The sequence below is a fragment of the Candidatus Nitrosopumilus sp. bin_32a genome (assembly GCF_054095935.1).
The window spans coordinates 286,118-302,630 of the sequence record NZ_JBSWSN010000005.1 but is presented as its reverse complement, the minus strand read 5'-3'; the positions used below and the strand labels follow the sequence as shown (position 1 = coordinate 302,630).

The window sequence follows — 16,513 nt, the reverse complement described above, 5'->3', positions numbered from 1 at the left end:
CTTATTTTTTTGATGCCGCATGACTTTCAAGAACCTTTTTGACAATGTGTCTTACCTCATCTTGAACTTCAGGATCATCGCTTGTCATCGGAATCAATGTTTCATTGCCTCCATCCATTATTGACATGCCATCAGAGCAAATCTTTGCCCAGTTTACCAAATCTCCAACTGATGGACCGTATGGCAAATCGCCCATTTTGTATTCTTGTCTGAGCTTTGCTCCAACTTTAACAATGCATTCTGCATCAACCATTGGGATTCCTCCCTTCTTTGCAACCATGTTGATCTCTTTTTCATCAATGTTATCGCCGACACTCATGTAGTCAAAGTTTAGCCAAACACTCATTCTTCTCCTCATGGCAGCGTTGATTGGCTTTGTACCTGCGAATTCAGATGATACTGGGTTCATGCTGATTATCATGTATGCGTGTTTATGTCTATGAATAATCTCACTGTCTTTTTCAGTCAATACCATGTGACCTCTCTGGTCAAGCAATGGGTTGAGTTTAGTTGCAACGTCTTGTTTCATCATGTTTGCCTCATCCAGATATAGGATTCCTCCTTTTCTACACCAGCCAGTAATTAGCCCATCAATCCAGTTCTCTTTTCCCAATCCCACATATCTTCCAAACAGATCAAAAACGGATGTTGCCAAACCACAGTTGATCTCCCACATTGGAAGTCCTGCCAGTTCTGCAACAAGGTACACGATGTGAGTTTTTCCAGTTCCACTCGGACCAATCAATGCGCACTGCTTGAAGAATTTCAGAGCCCTTCCAATCCTCTCAACATAATGCTCGCCGTTATCCAGATATGGCGGAGTGTCTTTTGGAATCATCTCGTCCATCTCTTCAGGGAAATTCATATCTGATGAGTCCATGTATTTTTTAAAATCATATAATTTTGATAATTCGTGGGTATTCTTTTTGATCTTTGAAATCGATACTGAGAGATTCACTTTATCTGAATTGATCCTTGTTCTATCTGTTGATGAAATTAGCCTGTTTGTCTGCTCCACGATGACTTTATGACACTTGAATATACTTAATGCTGTTATGTGTGTGTGGATGTTACATACACATTGTAATAATGAATTTTCTGCAAATTTATTCACAGTGAACGCACAGATTGAGCTTACCTCCATTGCAATGAGTAAGAATGATCCTAAGATTACAAAACTGGACAAATACGATGTCGAGGCAAATATCGAGGAGGTAGACAATAGCGATGATCAATCTGTATTCAAGTACGGATTCACTGCTCTGTCTAATCCAAAAAACGTGAGATTGGCCCTTGAGGGAATTGCAAAAATTCAGGGGGATGCTGCAGAGAGAAATGAAATTTTAGAAAAAGACGAAAATGATGTTCCAAAAATTCTCACCATGATTTATCATGAATTATTCCCAACGTTCTTTTTGCTCTCAAAAACTCTGAATGTTTCATGTCCCCCACATACAATTGGAGAGATGGGGAGCTCACCAGTTGAATCTGCAGAGGAATCCACTGAGGCGGTAATTGAAAATATCTCTGAGATGGTATCAGAACCCGCTGTAGAACCTTCTCCAGAAATAACTGAAACTGCAGAACCTGCTGAAAATCCAGACATTGCACAGCCTACAGTGTAAGTTCAGTTTCTTACATACTAGTCATAATACAGTAATTTTCTCTTTAATTGTCATTGCGTAATAGAAAACATCCTGCCTCTAGATTCACTATTGGCAGACATAGAGGATTGGCAAGCATTGTAACTAGCGGGATAATCTTATCTGCAGTCAGCATAATGGGTGTTATGTTGCTTGGATGGTCTCAAACAAGCATCAATGAGCAAAAGCAAGAGATGAATCAAGTGTATGATACTAGGATGAACAAGATAAACGAGGATTTACTTTATGAAAATATCTGGTTTGCATTACCTGCGGGGTCGATGAGTACAAATCATCTAAATGTTACGGTTGCAAATATTGGAATCTTGGGATTAAATGTAACGACCATTCAGGTTACAAATTCCACTGGAACCAACAATACGTCAATCCCATATAGTTACACTGATGGCGGAATTGTAACTGGAAATTCTTTATCCTTTAATGTTACATATCCTTGGCAATCTGCAGACGAGCTTGATATACGAATTTTTACTGGTAGAGGAAACCAGTTTGTTTCCCAGGCGATAGCGCCATGAGCACTCACAGAGGCCTTAGTGCTGTAGTCGGAACGGTATTTTTGATTGCAGTGGTTATGGGCGCATTATCCTATGTGACATACAGTCTTGATGTGATGGGGAATTTTTCTGAATCATTGATTGCTGAGGAATCAAGACAGAACGCCAAACAATCAGAAGCATTTGAAATATCCTCAATTGATGTTACTGGTGCCAACAAGCTTGACGGGGTGATTAAAAACACTGGCGAAATACCAGTAAAAATCACCACGTTGTGGATTGATGAGCAGGGAGTAAATGATGTCGTTCAAAAATATACTATAGATGCTGAGATTGCGCCAGGCAATACAATTGATCTTGCCAGTCTGATAGACGTTCCAATGGATTCAACAAAGGGTTACAACATGAAAGTTATATCTTCTAGAGGGGAGGTAAATTCCTTCCATGTCAATTCTTTGGCTGATGAAAATGTGTATATGAGTCTGACTGCATCTCCTACGATTATTCCCAGTACCTTTACTTCTACACTTATCTATACTGTCGTAAATAATATGTCCAATGGAAATTACTTGTATAATTTAACACCGGTGATGAATGATACCAAACAAACTCTTGGTGAATCATCTGCTGGACTTACATATGATATGATAGGCAGTGGTCCTACCCCTGCATCCTATGAATCATTAGGTCCTGGTGAAGTTGCTATTTTTACATATGAAGTTCAAATTACTGGTGACACCGATGGGGATCTACAACTATTTAATGTGACTTTGGCAAATGCAAATAAAGGGAATGAAGCATTAGCTAGTGTCGGGATTAAAACAGTTCCATTAGCAACTGATGCCGGTTCTGCACTGACATCTTTGGGACTCACTGAATCTGATTCAGACTTGACTGATGTTTTGTATTTTCATGAAGACACAACATTAACTCCAAATGGTGAATATTCTATGGATGGTTCATCTCCAAATGCTGATGGAGAAACAATATCTCCTAATGGAAACACTGTGTCATTTCTTTCAGCTGCAATGACTGCCGATACAATCGTTCCAATTGGGGGATATAATGTATCTATGACCTATTATTCTAGCATGGTTCCACTAGGTTTCCCTGAACCTGATTTGGCATTCATGATGGATTGTTTTGAGTGTGGAGATACGGCTGATAATGAAATTGCAAGTAGTAACGATGATCTTGGAAATAATGGATTTAATTCTGAAGGAGGTCACCCTGAATTTTTTGCTACCGGAGGACCTGATGGTGATGGGTATTATCATTTTGATGATGCTGACAATGATTATTTTTGGGATGAGTGGTCTGTAAGTGGATCAGCAACTGATATTGATGGTTATCCAGATGCCACTGCAGTATGGGTAAGAATTGAAAATGATGGTTACAAGGATGATGTTGCCTTTGTAGAAGCAGGAGACTGCTGTGATGATGACCACACGGAAACCTATGGGTTTTACACTGCTAGTGGTGGAGAAATAAGATATGGTTGGTGGACTGAGCACAAGCATGAGGGTGATCAATACAGTGTTTATTGTGAAACCCCTGGAGGAGATGGTAAAATATACAATGATGATACATGGTATCATGTAGTTGGTGTAAGGGATGATCACATGAGTTGTAAATTGTACATTGATGGTGTATTAATGGACAGTAATTCCAAAAGTGATCCTGGTGAAGATGATGTTGATGTTGATTATTGGTCTATTGGATACGATGTAATAAATAATCAAGGTGCTGACTTTGATGGAGACATTGCATCTTTAATGCATTGGGGCGGAACTAATGACAATGTAAACAGCATTCCGTTTACGGGAGCTGAAGGTGCCGATGAGGTGGAGGATCTTTATTATACAAATTATGGAAATAACGCTACCCGACTACACTATAAAGTAGAGGTAACTAATACTGGTGGAACTACTGTTGAACATGAAATAATTCCATTAACAAAAGTTGAACTGCCTTTCAAAGATGTTGTATTGGGTAATCATGATGATCAGGGGTCCTGGATTGATATTGACACAAATAATGGCACTGATCAAAAATATCACGGAGATGCAAATGGTGGCAGTATAGTTTTCTTTACTGCCAATTTGACTGCACACTCTACTAGTGTTGCTAATTTACTAAAGGGTGAGAGACTAAAAGTAACTCTAGATTGGAATGGATTCGATGAACAAAATCTACCCATCAACATAATGTTTGATGATACAACTTATTCTGCTGGAACTGGGTGGTCTTTGATTGACGGACCTACATTCCTGCAAACTCCAGAACCTAATCCTAGATGGCCTACTTTCCTTTCATTTGATTCCCGTGAACCGGTAACATATAGGGCATTCAATGAGGGTCCTGAAGGAGTTTGGTTTACATATCCTGGTACCAGATTGGTTTTAACATCATTGGATGGTACAACATCTTATGGTGCAACTCCTCAATATGTGAATAAAACTACTGCTCCGTCAGTCTCTGAGGCTGTAATTTCTACAGCACGGGATAGCATGTATATTCCAAATCAATATTATGCTGAAATTGAGTTTTGGCCAATTCAGGCTCCTCCTGATGCAAATTCAAATATTTCAGGGTGTGCCCCTGAATGTGAAGTTCCAAATGGTGACTATGACGCAGCACTATATCTACAAGGGTATGATGAGGCAGGAGAGACTTTCAAGAAAACAGTAAATCTGGGTTTGGTGCACATAACTGGCAATCCCTAATCTGAGCCTGCTTTTAGATCTGTAACATTAAGGTACACACAACTTTTAATGTGATCTTTTGGCATTTGAATGTCATTGCAATCTGCAGAATCCACTGATAGTACCGCATCAGCTCCAGAAGTACAGGCAGCTCCAGAACAAGTATCTGTAGATCCTAATGATATCAACGCAAAAACCCTCACACAACTAAACACCCTGATGGAGGAATCACTCCAAATTTACGAGTTAGAAGACCAAAAAACAAATGTCATTGATGACTTGCACAATGCTTTACAAGTAATTACACAATTTTTAGGCTTTTCAACAAACGTTCATCCTGGAATTTTCAATCTTCCTGCTGATTCTGCAATAACGATGCTTCCAAATTTAAAATTAATAATCAAGCTAGCAAACGGTAAGACTGAAACAAAGAAATTCACAGACTATCCTCCTGAAGTAATTACGCAAATTGTAGAATATGTCACTCCGCAATTGTTAGAACTAATCAAGACTCAGAAATCATATCTTACTGAGAAAATCACCTTCTTGCGCACTGCTACAAAACAACTCAGCACGTTGTCTCAACTAAAGGAAAATCTGCCCTCAATTGTACCTATTAATGAGGAATCTTGAAGCAACTAATTGAGAGATTCAATTCTGTCAATTCACTAAAGGTGAATTTGGAAAAAGAAATTGAAGATACTAAAAATCAGATTCAAGAATATTCCAATATGTTGGGTGAGAAAATTAGGATTAATGAAAAATTATCTGCAGATGATCCTGACTTTCTTGCACTAAAAGCAAAATTTGAGGTGGGATCCTCTGACAAGAAATCAGATGACAAGAAATCAGATGACAAGAAATCAGATGACAAGAAATCAGATGACAAGAAATCAGATGACAAGAGATTAAAAGAAAAGTCTGCTGAACTGAAAAAATTAGTCGATAGAAAGAAAAAAGGAAAAAAAGGAATCAGTGACAAGTGGTATGATCTTAATGAAATTCTAGTTTACAACGGAATTGGTTTGAAAGGAGAGTTGGAATTGTATTTCAAGGCAGTGGATGAGTTAAAAAGTAAATTAGAGAATTTTCAAAGAACTCTATCTACACTAAACACTGTCATAGAAAAAGGCCTAAAAGAAGACATGGGATGTATTGCCTTTAGGGGAGCAGAAGGTCTTTTGGAGATATCCTTCTTAAAATCTGCCGGAACTAGAGAAAATTTTACACTAAAATCGATCTACACAGGAAAGGCAATTCCAGTAGAAAACACGATAAAAATTGGAGTTTAATGGCTAATCATGCCTGAATATTCCAATCTCAAATGCCAAAATACTGACAAAAACGATCAATCCGATCTAACAAATTTAGCTATACTACAATTTACCCTAGTTAATTCTAACGGAGGATCCTGAAAAAACATGGCAAAAGAAACAACACAAACTTCGATATTTGACTCTACTCCAGAATCCCAGATGTATGAGTACAAATTGTCTGTTGAAAAAGTTCAAACAGAATTACTACAATACGGATTAACATCAAACCAAAGCAAGGTGTTCATTTATCTTGGAAAATATGGTGCAAAAACAGCTCCCGAAGTATGCAAGGCTCTAAAACTCCCTAGAACTGAAACGTATCATTTGTTGTCTGCATTACAAAACAAAGGAGTGGTATCTGCAACGTTCCAGCACCCTATTCAATTTACTGCATTACCGTTAGATAAAGCAATTTGGATTCTGGTGAATTCTGAAAAAGAACGAGTAAAGTCTTTAGAACAAATGGAAGAAGGATTATCTAAATTATGGGAAGACATCCCTACATTTGATTCAATACATGATGAAGTAGAGGAAAAATTCCAAATGCTTCAAGGTTCAAACCAAATTCATTCAAAGATTATTGAGATGACTGATAGTTATAATGACGAATTTTTAATTTTAGGGTCTGAAAAAGATTATCTAAAATTATACCATGGAGATTTCTTGGAATCTTTTGTAAAATCAAAACAACAATTCAGATTGTTAAGTGCATGCTCTGAAAAAACTGCATACATTTTTGATGATTTGGAAAGAAAGAATATCAAAAAACTTAGCAATGACATTGAAAATCACTTGTGTTTCATCCTCAAAGACAATGGTGAGATGTTATTCTTTACAAAGAATGCAAATTCTACTGAAGAATTATTTGCAATGTGGACAAATTCGAAATCAATGGTATATTCAATGAAATTGTTATTTGAATCTCTATGGTCAAGTTCCAAGAATATCCATCTGTAATAATTTCATAAAAAATTACTTGTTAGAATAAAACTCGTCTTCCTGTTTATATAGAAAATTTGTTCTAGTTTTTCTATAGATATGGACTCTACATATTCCAAAGTAAAAACGGGAATTCCAGGATTGGATTCAGTGATATCTGGTGGACTGAAACCTGGTAGATCTATAACCGTTTCCGGTCCTCCTGGAAGTGGCAAGACCACATTTGGTTTACAGTTTCTATATTCAGGTGCAAGTGACTTTGAGGAACCTGGAATCTATGTAACATTATCTCAAAATATTGAAGAGGTAAAAAATGATTGCAAAGCCTACGGATGGGATTTTGGCAATTTGATATCTCAGGATAAAATCCTCATGATTGATGCAAGACCGTTTAAAATCCAAGATGAATTAATTGGCAAAGACGATTCCCTATACCGCGGAGAACAGCTGCCATTTGAGCATTTGACAAAATTACTTCTCAGCAGTATAAAGCGAGTTGAAGCAAAAAGAGTAGTTATAGATTCAGTTACTATCTTGGCCATGCAATATTCTGACAAATTTTACATGAGGCAGGGGTTGCAGGGAATGGTTCAGGCCTTGGAGAATTTTGGAGTTACAAGTTTGATACTATCAGAATATTCCGAGAATGATGAAATACCATTAGAGTGGTTTGTCACTTCGGGCATCATTCAACTACGTCATACTAGAATTGAAGATACTATGGAGAGAACAATACAAGTCACAAAAATGAGGGGAATAAAACACAGTGAACAAATTCATCCAATTGATCTAAATTCTGATGGATTGCAATTGTTACATCCGCGATTAATGCCTTGATTATTTCTTTTTTCTAATTTGCTGTGTAACCATTGGTAAAAATGCCCCCACATCAGATACTATTCCTAGTGCTTGCCATGTGCCTCTATCCATTAGTTTAGTTACGGTTGGCTGACTGATATCCACTACAATTACTTTGACATTTGCTGGAAGCATATTTCCTGTTGCAATTGAATGGAGCATAGTTGAAATCATTATCACCATGCTTGCATCTTTGAGAACTTTTTTGTATTCTCTTTGAGCTTGAGCAACATCTGTAATTACATCAGGTAATGGTCCATCATCTCTAATGGAGCCAGCTAGAACAAATGGGATTTTGTTTTTTACACATTCGTACATTATCCCTTTGGTGAGTTTTTTACTCTTTACCATGTTGGAAATTGATCCTGCTTTGAAAACAGCATTGATAGTATCCATATGATTTCTATGCCCGTGGTATGCCAATGTAGCATTCTTGACATTCATCCCTAGGGATGTGCCTAACGTTGCATATTCGATATCATGCACAGCTAGGGCATTTCCTGCCAAAACCCCGTCAATGTATCCTAGTCTGATTAATTCAGCTACTGAATCATCTGCTCCAGTATGAACAATTGCAGGACCTCCTACAATTACAATTTTTCCCCCTTTCTTTTTTGTACTGTAAATGTCATCGGCAACTTGCTTTGCTATGTGCTGTGTTGGTCTCTCACTAGAGCTTGAGCTTCCCATAAATTCAAAAACATTTACCCCTTCCCTTGGACGTTCTGGGGGTGTAATTTTAATTCCTTTTTCACCTACAATGATTTGATCATTTTTTTTCACATCTCTTACTGGAACACAAAATGCTCTGTTCCCCTTTACAACTATGCATTTATCCATCATCATATTTTCCACTGAGACCCACTTGCCCTTATGAAAAACTTGAGTGTGATTATTAGTGGTACTGTAAAAATTATCTGGCATTACATAGTTTTTTGGAGATTTTTTCAAAGTAATTTGTTGCTGTATTTTTGATACTGCACCTAATCTGTATATTGTTTCTAAAATTTCATCTAAATGTTTTTGATTTTTGCCTGTAATTAATAATCGTGCAAATGATTGATCTTTTTTCTTTTTTCCTATCTCGATTTCTTCTACTTGAAATTCACCCTGCAAGTCCATTATTTTGTCAAAGATCTTGGTCAAAATTGATGAATCTATCAGGTGACCTCCGACCTCTATTTCTTGAGAAAACTTACTCATCAACTATTGGTAAATTATATCATAACTAAAGCTTACGTTTTTTTCTTGAGCCTATACAGGTAAGATTACTTTGCCTTCGAATTTCGGAATATTGTCATCCTGAAATGTTTTTTCCAGAATCTCTTTTTGCTGTTTAGTTACACCTTGAACTATTGTTTTAGATGAACCTGTTTTATCCACTAATGCAAGAATATATCCACTATTATCTGTCAATACAAAACCTGCAGATTCATCTACAAATGCATATAGATTTTCTTCTCCAACTGGCGACCAGATATTAGATTTGGTATCTACCAGTGCCAATGCAGGCATGGCCTTACCGTTAGTTAGAGTATTGAGGTATTCTCTTGCTGACGCCACTCTTTTCTGACCTAACTTTAAAGCCTGAAAATATTGCATGATTCACAGTGTCATGATTGCTATAACAATTTTGCTTCTAAAGATTTGTATAGAATCTATCAATTAGAAAAATATGCCTCTTACAAACAATGTAATCATTAAACTAAATGAAATTACAACCATGGTTGAGGATAAATCTAAATTATCATCATCTGAAATTGATGAAATTAAATTAATTTTCAAAGAACTAGTTGAAAAAAATGAAAGATATGATCTTGATGAAATAGAATTTTGGTTTGAAAATGAAGGTAATTGGAACGCCCGTGAATCTCGAATTAGAATAGTTAATCTTGCAAATTACGTTCAAGATAAACATCAACAAACCGCTCATCTTAGAATTGTCTCTGATGATGACTGTGGTTGTTAAAACTAGGTTTCTAATTTCTCCAATAATCTGCCTACAATCTTGGCATTTTCTGTTCTTTCACTCATTATTTGATTGACACGAATGTCATTTTTTGTTTCATTTGATATTATTTGAAAATATTCCTCATCTAGGTCATTGTTAGCTTGCAGTCTTTTGATCACCTCAAATAAAATTCCTATCACTTGTTTTTGTGCATCAATTAATTCATCTTTTTCAGTTTCTGACATCTTTAATCATTGTTAATGATGTCTCTAAATAATTCTTTTAATTTTGGATTGGTGATTTCTTTTTCTGCGGATTCAAAAAATGGTTTTAATTTTTCTTTAGAATGGCCATCAGTTTGATATATTTTTGCCTGCAATGCCATCTCCAATCTATCTAGTTGATGAACAATCTGAGATTCCTGTGAATTATTTTCTTGATATTCCTTCCAAATATTGAGATATTGGAATTTTATTGAATCCGGTAAATTTTCTAAAATTTTTAAAAATGCATTGTTTTCCAACTCATTCTTTTTCTCCACTGGTATTTGTCCTGGGGTATAATCGCCTATTTCTGATTCTGCCAAATCATGCAGCAATATCATTTTGATTATTTTTTCAAAATTATAATTTTCTAAATCAGATATGATCATACCAATTATTGCCATAGAGTACGAATGATCTGCAACAGATTCGGGATTGCTGATGGATAATTTATCCATCCACCCCTTTCTTTGAATTTTTTTGAGATTGGCTGCAGTTTTAAAAAAATCTAATATCATAACGTATATTGCGTTTGGACTTGTCTCCTAATGAATTTTCATATGATTTAATTCGAATAACATAATAGCAATATCCGAAATAAAACATTATGAAGATTTACACCAAAACTGGAGATGATGGAAATACAAGTTTGCAAGGAAATTACAGGATTGGAAAATCCCACCCGAGAATTGTTTCATATGGCACGGTGGATGAGGCAAATGCATCTCTTGGCATAGTTTTGGCAAATACATTGGATGACGATGTAAGAATAATTTTAACTCAAATTCAAAATGATTTGTTTCTAGTTGGAGCTGATCTTTCAAATCCCAATCTCAATGATACTAAAAATAGAGTTTCATTAGATATAATAGAAAAATTGGAACAACATATTGACAAATTTGAGTTAGAGTTGCCACAATTAACTAATTTCATACTGCCTGGAGGAGATCCATCTGCAGCACAATTACATTATGTAAGAACCGTCGTGAGACGTGCAGAATCTCAAACTGTTCTGTTGAGTGAAAAAGATGAAATTAACTCTAATTGTATAAAATATCTTAATCGATTATCTGATTTATTTTTTGTAATGGGTCGTTTATTAAATAAACGAAAAAACATAGATGATATTCCTTGGAAGATCTGAAAAGACAAACTTTAATTCCTCAACATAATCAATTTTTTCTAAGTGCCGAGGTAGCTCAGCCTGGAAGAGCACTCGGCTGAAGACCGGGCTGTCGCTTGTTCAAATCATGCCCTCGGCACTCTTTTACCTTGAAAGGATACAATTCGATTTTATCCATTAATAGAACTATGTTGTGAAAATACACTAAATCATCATTTTGTGAGACTTGATCATCATCATAATGCAATAAATTTAAAAAAGACTGTAGTTTATTTTCGTAATTTTTTAAAATTACAATACGGTTAAGTAGATATTCATCATATTCAATTTGGTTTTCATTTTATTCCCTTTTCTTTAAAAATAAAGAGAAGGTGGAAAACCTTTTCATGATATTTACAATTTATGCATCTACTAAATTGTAGAAACTTTTTCCAGACGCTGATTTTTCAGAGACGCATTTAACTGGACCTAGCGGGATCTGATTTTTGTTAACATCTTCTCGAAGTTTTTCATTTTTGAATCTATTAACTATCGCTACACGCGTAGTGTGGAATTTATTGATTTTGTTCCCATCGACTTCAAACATCTCCTTAGTGGTGATTTTTACCCCCTGTGTGACCACATCTCCCTGCGTATAATTGGAATCTTCCACAAATGTGATTGTAAATGATTGCTCTCCAATTTTTGCTAATGATGCGCTGTTTCCTGCTATTTGGTAATCTGCTAATGTTGCTATTTTTCTTCACCTCCCAATGGAGTGTATCGAGGTTGATTGATGATAAAGTGAATCATGCGTTAATTGTTAACTCAGATGGCCTATTTGATCGACACCTTATGATCAAATTGTTCTAAAATTGATTCTGCATAATCTTTAAAAGGCACCCAATCTCTTGATTTTCGACATTCATGGCTGAAAAAAAAGCTAAAAAGGAAACGGTGAAGAAAACACCCTCAAAGAAAACACCCTCAAAGAAAACACCCTCTAAAGCAAAATCCACTAAAGATGGAAAATCCAAAGTAAAGAGCAAAAAATACATCGATGAGCCATCTGGAGATGCAGGAATTGTAATAGTTGATGACGATATAGTAATTGATCAAGAAAAAGTTAACGAAGAGCGTCGAGCCTATCTTGAGGAATCCCGTTCACAAGAAGCATCCTCTGACTAGGGAATCTTTATCCGTTCGGGCAACATATAGAATACATGCATGCACTATGTTTGATTACAGTCAAACCTGGCAAAGTAGACTCTGTTGTTGAAATCTTAAAGAAAAAACGCAAGGTTGTAAAACAGGTTATGATAGTAACTGGAAGAGCAGATATCAGCGTATTATTGCAAGGAAATATTGATGAAATTAACAATATGGTAATTGATTTTAAAAAAATCAAAGATATCGTGACAACTGAAACCTTGATTGAAGTGGAGGTCAACATGGGATGGTAAGGGCCATAATTTTGGTGAAATCCCCTAAAAAACTAATTGCCGCCAGGTTAAAGAAAATTACATCTGTTTCATATTCATTTCCAACAAGTGGTCAATTTGATGCCGTTGCCATAATTGATGTAAAAGAACTAATTCAGATAAAAGAGGTTGCAAACCAAATTCAGAGAATAAGCGGAGTCGATAGAACTGAAACCATGGTTGAAGTGCAATGACGCAATTGATTTAAAGAACTTTATTGTATTATCTTTGTGAACATCAAAAAAGTAGGCAATGTCATTTTAGCTGTAAGTGATATTGACAAATCCCTACAATTTTACCATGAAATCATTGGACTTCCCATTAAAAATCAGAGAAGATCCTGGGTTGACTTGGGTACATCTGGTGCTTTATTGAGTTTACATCCCGCATCATTAACTGCACAACATATTGGCAGTTCTATTGAAAATGGAATTACTATCGGTTTTCTTGTTGGGGATGTAAAGTCCGCCGTTGAGGAATTAAAGGCAAAAGGAGTCACAATTCATCGCGATATAGTTGAAAGAGATGCAGGAAAAAATGCAGTAATTTTAGATCCTGACGAGTATCTTATTTCATTATTTGAGCCAAGTTTTGAAGACAAAGCTGAACAAACAGGCGGATATCAAGGATTTACACCAGCTTAGATTGTCTTTTTAATTAAAGAGATAATCTTTTCTAAGTCTTTTTCTTTTTTATTTATCGAAATATAATATGTGATATTATTTTTCTGCAGAATTACAATTGTTATTTTTTCATGTTGTAAAACAACATGTTCGAGTTTTCCAATCGTGCTGACTGATTCTCTTCTTAACGAAATCAAAGTAGATATTACAAATAGTTCATTCTTAAAATCTTCGGATTGTAAAAGAGGTTTGAGATCTGGTTTAATCATCCCAGTCAATGTTCGGCCATATGCATTTACAATTCCTGCATATCTGATACTATCTGAAATTTTTAAAATATTTTGACATTGTTTTCTGTACTTTACTACTGTGTCTTTCCATTTATCTGCAGGAGTTTTTACCATGATTAACGTAATTTTTGAAATTAATAAGGATGTTGTATAATTGCAATTTTTAGAACTAGTAATTATTTTGAATTTTTTTCTTTATCTAATTTTTTCTTTAATTCCAAGTTTTCTTTGATTAGTTTATCGTTTTCTGTTTGAAGTGTTTCTATAGAATTTTGTCTGGTATATGCTGGATGTCCAGGTGGAATGACAGTGGAGTTCATTGTCAGTAAACCTGCAGCGTGTTGTTGATACATGTGTTGAAAACCTTGGAGTTTTTGAGCCATATTTTCAGCATTTCGTAAAAATTGCTCCTTCATTGGATTTTCATGATTTTTGAACATTGGATTGGATAATCCTGGTGGCAATCTTGGAAATTGGAATGCAACATGTGGGATGTTTGGATTTAACCCATAAAGGTCACGTAGGTGGTTTGTCACCATGTCAATCATAATTATCATCAATATTTGCTATATTTGTGGCTTGCTTTACTCGTTTGATATACCCTTAACTCAACTCTCAGGCGTTTTAGCTCAATTTGAGCTGATCGCAGATCCTTATAGATTCGTAATTTGGATCGCTTGATACGCATGGAACAATTGAAAAAAGCATGTCTGAGATGTAAAAAAGAGATTGAAGAAAAAGATCTACATAAAATTGTAATCTACGTGGTTCAGGAAAAATTCACAGAACATCATTATGAACATGTGGAATGTCCAGACAAATTTACAATATAATTAAAAATCAAATCATCCTCTGTATTCAAACACATTATAAATTTCACCTGTAATTCTAGAACGATATTTCCATTCATCTTTCTTCCAAACTATCTGAACAAAATCTTTTTGTGAAGTAGGATGTAGTCTTTGGAATACATCATTGCCAATTAAAATTTGATTAGGTTTTGCCATGTTTTGAATTTTAGCTGCAATATTCATAGCAGGTCCCATCAAATCAACATGTGAATTTTTTACATCTGCCCCATACCTTACAACAATGTTTTGTCCAAAATCCACTCCAATTTTCACCATTAAATCAGGATAATCGTATTGGTTTAGAATTGGATTAATTCCTTTTTGTATGACTGAGATCATTGATTTTGCACAGTTCACTGCATTATCTGCTACCATCAGAGCATTCTCTTCTGCAACAAAATAACCAATTACTGCATCCCCTACAAATTTTAAAACATATCCATGATGTTGACGAATCACTGATGCCATCTCTTGGGAAAATGAACTAACAATTATTGCAATCTTTTCTTCAGGCATTTCTAATGTCATGGTAGTTGAACCCACCAAATCTACATAAAGCACAACCATATCCAATTTTGAAAAAACATGTTTTCTCAAAAATTGATCCGATTCATCTATCAATCCTGAATATTCATAGCCTTTTTTCAATGCCCCCCAAACACGTTTTTGTGTTTCTAAAATCATAGTTTCAGAATCCAAAGTTTGTTGTGGATTTTTACTAAGTAACATATCTACAACATTGTTGGTTTGATCATTGTTGGCAGAATCTTGTTTTATTTTGTTATCTTCATCAGACATTCAAATCATCCTTATTCTAGTGGAAAATCTACTCCACAATTAGGGCATTTTCCCCTGTTGCCTTTATACCCATCATGGTAATATTGTATAATTCCCCCATTACAATGTTCACAAGTAATTTCAAAATTGCTCATGATTATAATGCCTGTTCAATCTATTTAGATTTAAGGATGAAGGTTTAAGGGGTCCAATTATTAAAGATTCCCTGTGAGATTAGGTTCCCGATCATCTAATGAATTTATTCAGAATTTGAATGAAAAAAACGAATTAGTTCAAAAATCATATCTTTCAAAAATGATTGATTTTACAAAAATGATTGATGTCAAAGTAATGATGGGGGATTCGACCATAACGGACCAAAAAACATTTGATCCCAAAAAAATTTCGGATTATTTTCAAAAAATTAATGATTCTCTCAAAGAATGGTCCGTTCAGGACGTGTCAATTACAAACAATCAGGACGTTAGACGAATTTTTACAAAATTTGAGATTAAGGAAGGGAGTTATTTGGTATCTGGACACTTGTCATTACAATTCCACGTATTATTATATTATAAACCGATTCAACGTGTAATTGATTGTCAGAAAGAATTGGCAGAAATTGTGGATTTGACTAAAAGCAAACAGGAACAACTATCTGATAGTAGTGATCAAACAGTTTTAAAAAAATTAAAAGAAATGGGATACAAAGATTTTGATCATCAGAAACTATTTGAGGTATTTTATGAAAATGATGAATTTAGCGAAAAAATATTTGCTGAAATTCAAAAAGATGCAGGAGTGGATTTTCAAGAATTGTCTGAAAAAAAGAACAAGTTGTTTTCAGAACTTGATTCTCTTTTACTTGAAACTTATCAAACATCGTCAGTGTTAATTGATGACCCGAGATTGGTTGCAGGAGAAGAAGGATGTTTGTTGTCATTGGATTTAGAATTTATTAAAAACGGAAATAGGGAAGGCGTGTTTGATCCTAGAAAGATATCTGATTCTGTAAAAGAAAATATTTTAAAACGATTATCTGAATTACATTCAATTATTTTATCATAATAAGATCCAAGAGACAGGAAAATGAGATGTGCTCTCAAAGGGGAGATCCTGTCCCGGGATATGCTTTTGATGAGAATTTTTTAGTATTTATCGATTACTTGAATTTCAGGCATAAAATTTGACCAAAAGTG

25 protein-coding genes and 1 tRNA gene are annotated in these 16,513 nt (G+C 35.2%); 16 read left to right on the top strand and 10 right to left on the bottom strand.

What is annotated here, in order from left to right:
- Window position 1: 1 nt before the first annotated feature.
- Window positions 2-1,018, bottom strand: coding sequence for an AAA family ATPase (locus ACW9XH_RS06730; protein ID WP_457759870.1), 1,017 nt, complete (start codon window positions 1,016-1,018; stop codon window positions 2-4).
- Window positions 1,019-1,115: 97 nt separating this feature from the next.
- On the opposite strand from ACW9XH_RS06730, the gene ACW9XH_RS06725 reads away from it, so the two are divergent.
- The 7 genes from ACW9XH_RS06725 to ACW9XH_RS06695 all read left to right on the top strand — a co-directional run bounded on the left by ACW9XH_RS06725 (window position 1,116) and on the right by ACW9XH_RS06695 (window position 7,955).
- Entirely contained in the window at window positions 1,116-1,625 is a 510-nt protein-coding gene (locus tag ACW9XH_RS06725) for a hypothetical protein (protein ID WP_457759869.1), read from the top strand.
- A 47-nt stretch (window positions 1,626-1,672) separates the two neighbouring features.
- Window positions 1,673-2,179, top strand: coding sequence for a hypothetical protein (locus ACW9XH_RS06720; protein WP_457759868.1), 507 nt, complete (start codon window positions 1,673-1,675; stop codon window positions 2,177-2,179).
- Window positions 2,176-4,884 carry a hypothetical protein gene (locus tag ACW9XH_RS06715; RefSeq protein ID WP_457759867.1) on the top strand — a complete coding sequence of 903 codons (2,709 nt, stop codon included), beginning with the start codon at window positions 2,176-2,178 and terminating at the stop codon, window positions 4,882-4,884. Before ACW9XH_RS06720 ends, ACW9XH_RS06715 begins: the two co-directional genes overlap by 4 nt.
- Before the next feature lie 75 nt (window positions 4,885-4,959).
- The gene (locus tag ACW9XH_RS06710; protein WP_457759866.1) at window positions 4,960-5,496 is read left to right on the top strand and encodes a hypothetical protein; all 537 of its coding nucleotides are present in this window, start codon (window positions 4,960-4,962) and stop codon (window positions 5,494-5,496) included.
- Window positions 5,493-6,155, top strand: coding sequence for a hypothetical protein (locus ACW9XH_RS06705; RefSeq protein ID WP_457759865.1), 663 nt, complete (start codon window positions 5,493-5,495; stop codon window positions 6,153-6,155). The genes ACW9XH_RS06710 and ACW9XH_RS06705 overlap by 4 nt, the downstream gene beginning before the upstream one ends.
- Before the next feature lie 129 nt (window positions 6,156-6,284).
- The gene (locus tag ACW9XH_RS06700; protein ID WP_457759864.1) at window positions 6,285-7,136 is read left to right on the top strand and encodes a TrmB family transcriptional regulator; all 852 of its coding nucleotides are present in this window, start codon (window positions 6,285-6,287) and stop codon (window positions 7,134-7,136) included.
- A gap of 81 nt (window positions 7,137-7,217) precedes the next feature.
- Entirely contained in the window at window positions 7,218-7,955 is a 738-nt protein-coding gene (locus tag ACW9XH_RS06695) for an RAD55 family ATPase (RefSeq protein ID WP_457759863.1), read from the top strand.
- Here ACW9XH_RS06695 and ACW9XH_RS06690 read toward each other — a convergent pair whose 3' ends face one another.
- Together ACW9XH_RS06690 and ACW9XH_RS06685 are read right to left on the bottom strand one after the other, a co-directional pair.
- Window positions 7,956-9,179: an ornithine cyclodeaminase, nickel-pincer nucleotide-dependent gene (locus ACW9XH_RS06690; RefSeq protein ID WP_457759862.1), complete on the bottom strand. Its 1,224-nt coding sequence runs from the start codon at window positions 9,177-9,179 to the stop codon at window positions 7,956-7,958. It lies immediately after the preceding gene.
- Between the two features lie 51 nt (window positions 9,180-9,230).
- A complete protein-coding gene (locus tag ACW9XH_RS06685; protein WP_457759861.1) occupies window positions 9,231-9,578 on the bottom strand; it encodes a hypothetical protein in 348 nt (115 codons plus the stop codon).
- A 73-nt stretch (window positions 9,579-9,651) separates the two neighbouring features.
- Here ACW9XH_RS06685 and ACW9XH_RS06680 point away from each other — a divergent pair, with 73 nt between their 5' ends.
- The gene (locus tag ACW9XH_RS06680; protein ID WP_457759860.1) at window positions 9,652-9,945 is read left to right on the top strand and encodes a hypothetical protein; all 294 of its coding nucleotides are present in this window, start codon (window positions 9,652-9,654) and stop codon (window positions 9,943-9,945) included.
- A 2-nt stretch (window positions 9,946-9,947) separates the two neighbouring features.
- Here the strand turns inward: ACW9XH_RS06680 and ACW9XH_RS06675 are convergent, their stop codons facing one another.
- Both ACW9XH_RS06675 and ACW9XH_RS06670 read right to left on the bottom strand, forming a co-directional pair.
- On the bottom strand, window positions 9,948-10,172 hold the full coding sequence (locus ACW9XH_RS06675) for a hydrolase (protein WP_457759859.1): 225 nt from the start codon (window positions 10,170-10,172) through the stop codon (window positions 9,948-9,950).
- A gap of 2 nt (window positions 10,173-10,174) precedes the next feature.
- Entirely contained in the window at window positions 10,175-10,708 is a 534-nt protein-coding gene (locus tag ACW9XH_RS06670; protein WP_457759858.1) for an HD domain-containing protein, read from the bottom strand.
- Window positions 10,709-10,797: 89 nt separating this feature from the next.
- Between ACW9XH_RS06670 and ACW9XH_RS06665 the strand changes: the two genes are divergently transcribed.
- Window positions 10,798-11,334, top strand: a complete 537-nt coding sequence (locus ACW9XH_RS06665) for a cob(I)yrinic acid a,c-diamide adenosyltransferase (RefSeq protein WP_457759857.1) — start codon at window positions 10,798-10,800, stop codon at window positions 11,332-11,334.
- Between the two features lie 44 nt (window positions 11,335-11,378).
- Window positions 11,379-11,452, top strand: a tRNA-Phe gene (locus ACW9XH_RS06660).
- 261 nt (window positions 11,453-11,713) lie between these two features.
- Here the strand turns inward: ACW9XH_RS06660 and ACW9XH_RS06655 are convergent.
- Window positions 11,714-11,965 carry a hypothetical protein gene (locus tag ACW9XH_RS06655; protein WP_457759856.1) on the bottom strand — a complete coding sequence of 84 codons (252 nt, stop codon included), beginning with the start codon at window positions 11,963-11,965 and terminating at the stop codon, window positions 11,714-11,716.
- A 254-nt stretch (window positions 11,966-12,219) separates the two neighbouring features.
- Between ACW9XH_RS06655 and ACW9XH_RS06650 the strand changes: the two genes are divergently transcribed.
- The 4 genes from ACW9XH_RS06650 to ACW9XH_RS06635 are packed head-to-tail and all read left to right on the top strand — an operon-like array spanning window position 12,220 to window position 13,417.
- On the top strand, window positions 12,220-12,480 hold the full coding sequence (locus ACW9XH_RS06650; RefSeq protein WP_457759855.1) for a hypothetical protein: 261 nt from the start codon (window positions 12,220-12,222) through the stop codon (window positions 12,478-12,480).
- 35 nt (window positions 12,481-12,515) lie between these two features.
- On the top strand, window positions 12,516-12,755 hold the full coding sequence (locus tag ACW9XH_RS06645; RefSeq protein WP_457759854.1) for a hypothetical protein: 240 nt from the start codon (window positions 12,516-12,518) through the stop codon (window positions 12,753-12,755).
- Window positions 12,749-12,967 (top strand): Lrp/AsnC ligand binding domain-containing protein, encoded by a 219-nt coding sequence (locus tag ACW9XH_RS06640; protein ID WP_457759853.1) that lies wholly within the window; start codon window positions 12,749-12,751, stop codon window positions 12,965-12,967. Before ACW9XH_RS06645 ends, ACW9XH_RS06640 begins: the two co-directional genes overlap by 7 nt.
- Before the next feature lie 36 nt (window positions 12,968-13,003).
- Complete coding sequence (locus ACW9XH_RS06635) at window positions 13,004-13,417, top strand: VOC family protein (RefSeq protein WP_457759852.1); 414 nt, start codon at window positions 13,004-13,006, stop codon at window positions 13,415-13,417.
- Here ACW9XH_RS06635 and ACW9XH_RS06630 read toward each other — a convergent pair.
- Both ACW9XH_RS06630 and ACW9XH_RS06625 read right to left on the bottom strand, forming a co-directional pair.
- Complete coding sequence (locus tag ACW9XH_RS06630) at window positions 13,414-13,800, bottom strand: hypothetical protein (protein WP_457759851.1); 387 nt, start codon at window positions 13,798-13,800, stop codon at window positions 13,414-13,416. The genes ACW9XH_RS06635 and ACW9XH_RS06630 overlap by 4 nt on opposite strands.
- A gap of 62 nt (window positions 13,801-13,862) precedes the next feature.
- Window positions 13,863-14,234 carry a hypothetical protein gene (locus ACW9XH_RS06625; RefSeq protein WP_457759850.1) on the bottom strand — a complete coding sequence of 124 codons (372 nt, stop codon included), beginning with the start codon at window positions 14,232-14,234 and terminating at the stop codon, window positions 13,863-13,865.
- 138 nt (window positions 14,235-14,372) lie between these two features.
- Between ACW9XH_RS06625 and ACW9XH_RS06620 the strand changes: the two genes are divergently transcribed.
- On the top strand, window positions 14,373-14,519 hold the full coding sequence (locus tag ACW9XH_RS06620) for a hypothetical protein (protein WP_457759849.1): 147 nt from the start codon (window positions 14,373-14,375) through the stop codon (window positions 14,517-14,519).
- Window positions 14,520-14,531: 12 nt separating this feature from the next.
- On the opposite strand, the gene ACW9XH_RS06615 is transcribed toward ACW9XH_RS06620, so the two are convergent.
- Both ACW9XH_RS06615 and ACW9XH_RS06610 read right to left on the bottom strand, forming a co-directional pair.
- Window positions 14,532-15,335 carry an adenylate/guanylate cyclase domain-containing protein gene (locus ACW9XH_RS06615; protein ID WP_457759848.1) on the bottom strand — a complete coding sequence of 268 codons (804 nt, stop codon included), beginning with the start codon at window positions 15,333-15,335 and terminating at the stop codon, window positions 14,532-14,534.
- Window positions 15,336-15,346: 11 nt separating this feature from the next.
- Window positions 15,347-15,469, bottom strand: a complete 123-nt coding sequence (locus ACW9XH_RS06610; protein WP_457759847.1) for a hypothetical protein — start codon at window positions 15,467-15,469, stop codon at window positions 15,347-15,349.
- Window positions 15,470-15,542: 73 nt separating this feature from the next.
- Here ACW9XH_RS06610 and ACW9XH_RS06605 point away from each other — a divergent pair, with 73 nt between their 5' ends.
- Window positions 15,543-16,382 carry a hypothetical protein gene (locus ACW9XH_RS06605; RefSeq protein WP_457759846.1) on the top strand — a complete coding sequence of 280 codons (840 nt, stop codon included), beginning with the start codon at window positions 15,543-15,545 and terminating at the stop codon, window positions 16,380-16,382.
- The last annotated feature ends 131 nt before the right edge of the window (window positions 16,383-16,513 follow it).

Bases quoted from the DNA above. Each gene is read 5' to 3' on its own strand.
- ACW9XH_RS06615 (WP_457759848.1), bottom strand. From the start codon at position 15,335: ATGTCTGATGAAGATAACAAAATAAAACAAGATTCTGCCAACAATGAT.
- ACW9XH_RS06680 (WP_457759860.1), top strand. From the start codon at position 9,652: ATGCCTCTTACAAACAATGTAATCATTAAACTAAATGAAATTACAACC.
- ACW9XH_RS06670 (WP_457759858.1), bottom strand. From the start codon at position 10,708: ATGATATTAGATTTTTTTAAAACTGCAGCCAATCTCAAAAAAATTCAA.
- ACW9XH_RS06610 (WP_457759847.1), bottom strand. From the start codon at position 15,469: ATGAGCAATTTTGAAATTACTTGTGAACATTGTAATGGGGGAATTATA.
- ACW9XH_RS06700 (WP_457759864.1), top strand. From the start codon at position 6,285: ATGGCAAAAGAAACAACACAAACTTCGATATTTGACTCTACTCCAGAA.
- ACW9XH_RS06640 (WP_457759853.1), top strand. From the start codon at position 12,749: ATGGTAAGGGCCATAATTTTGGTGAAATCCCCTAAAAAACTAATTGCC.
- ACW9XH_RS06645 (WP_457759854.1), top strand. From the start codon at position 12,516: ATGCATGCACTATGTTTGATTACAGTCAAACCTGGCAAAGTAGACTCT.
- ACW9XH_RS06620 (WP_457759849.1), top strand. From the start codon at position 14,373: ATGGAACAATTGAAAAAAGCATGTCTGAGATGTAAAAAAGAGATTGAA.
- ACW9XH_RS06685 (WP_457759861.1), bottom strand. From the start codon at position 9,578: ATGCAATATTTTCAGGCTTTAAAGTTAGGTCAGAAAAGAGTGGCGTCA.
- ACW9XH_RS06650 (WP_457759855.1), top strand. From the start codon at position 12,220: ATGGCTGAAAAAAAAGCTAAAAAGGAAACGGTGAAGAAAACACCCTCA.
- ACW9XH_RS06695 (WP_457759863.1), top strand. From the start codon at position 7,218: ATGGACTCTACATATTCCAAAGTAAAAACGGGAATTCCAGGATTGGAT.
- ACW9XH_RS06630 (WP_457759851.1), bottom strand. From the start codon at position 13,800: ATGGTAAAAACTCCTGCAGATAAATGGAAAGACACAGTAGTAAAGTAC.
- ACW9XH_RS06625 (WP_457759850.1), bottom strand. From the start codon at position 14,234: ATGATTGACATGGTGACAAACCACCTACGTGACCTTTATGGGTTAAAT.
- ACW9XH_RS06675 (WP_457759859.1), bottom strand. From the start codon at position 10,172: ATGTCAGAAACTGAAAAAGATGAATTAATTGATGCACAAAAACAAGTG.
- ACW9XH_RS06715 (WP_457759867.1), top strand. From the start codon at position 2,176: ATGAGCACTCACAGAGGCCTTAGTGCTGTAGTCGGAACGGTATTTTTG.
- ACW9XH_RS06665 (WP_457759857.1), top strand. From the start codon at position 10,798: ATGAAGATTTACACCAAAACTGGAGATGATGGAAATACAAGTTTGCAA.
- ACW9XH_RS06690 (WP_457759862.1), bottom strand. From the start codon at position 9,179: ATGAGTAAGTTTTCTCAAGAAATAGAGGTCGGAGGTCACCTGATAGAT.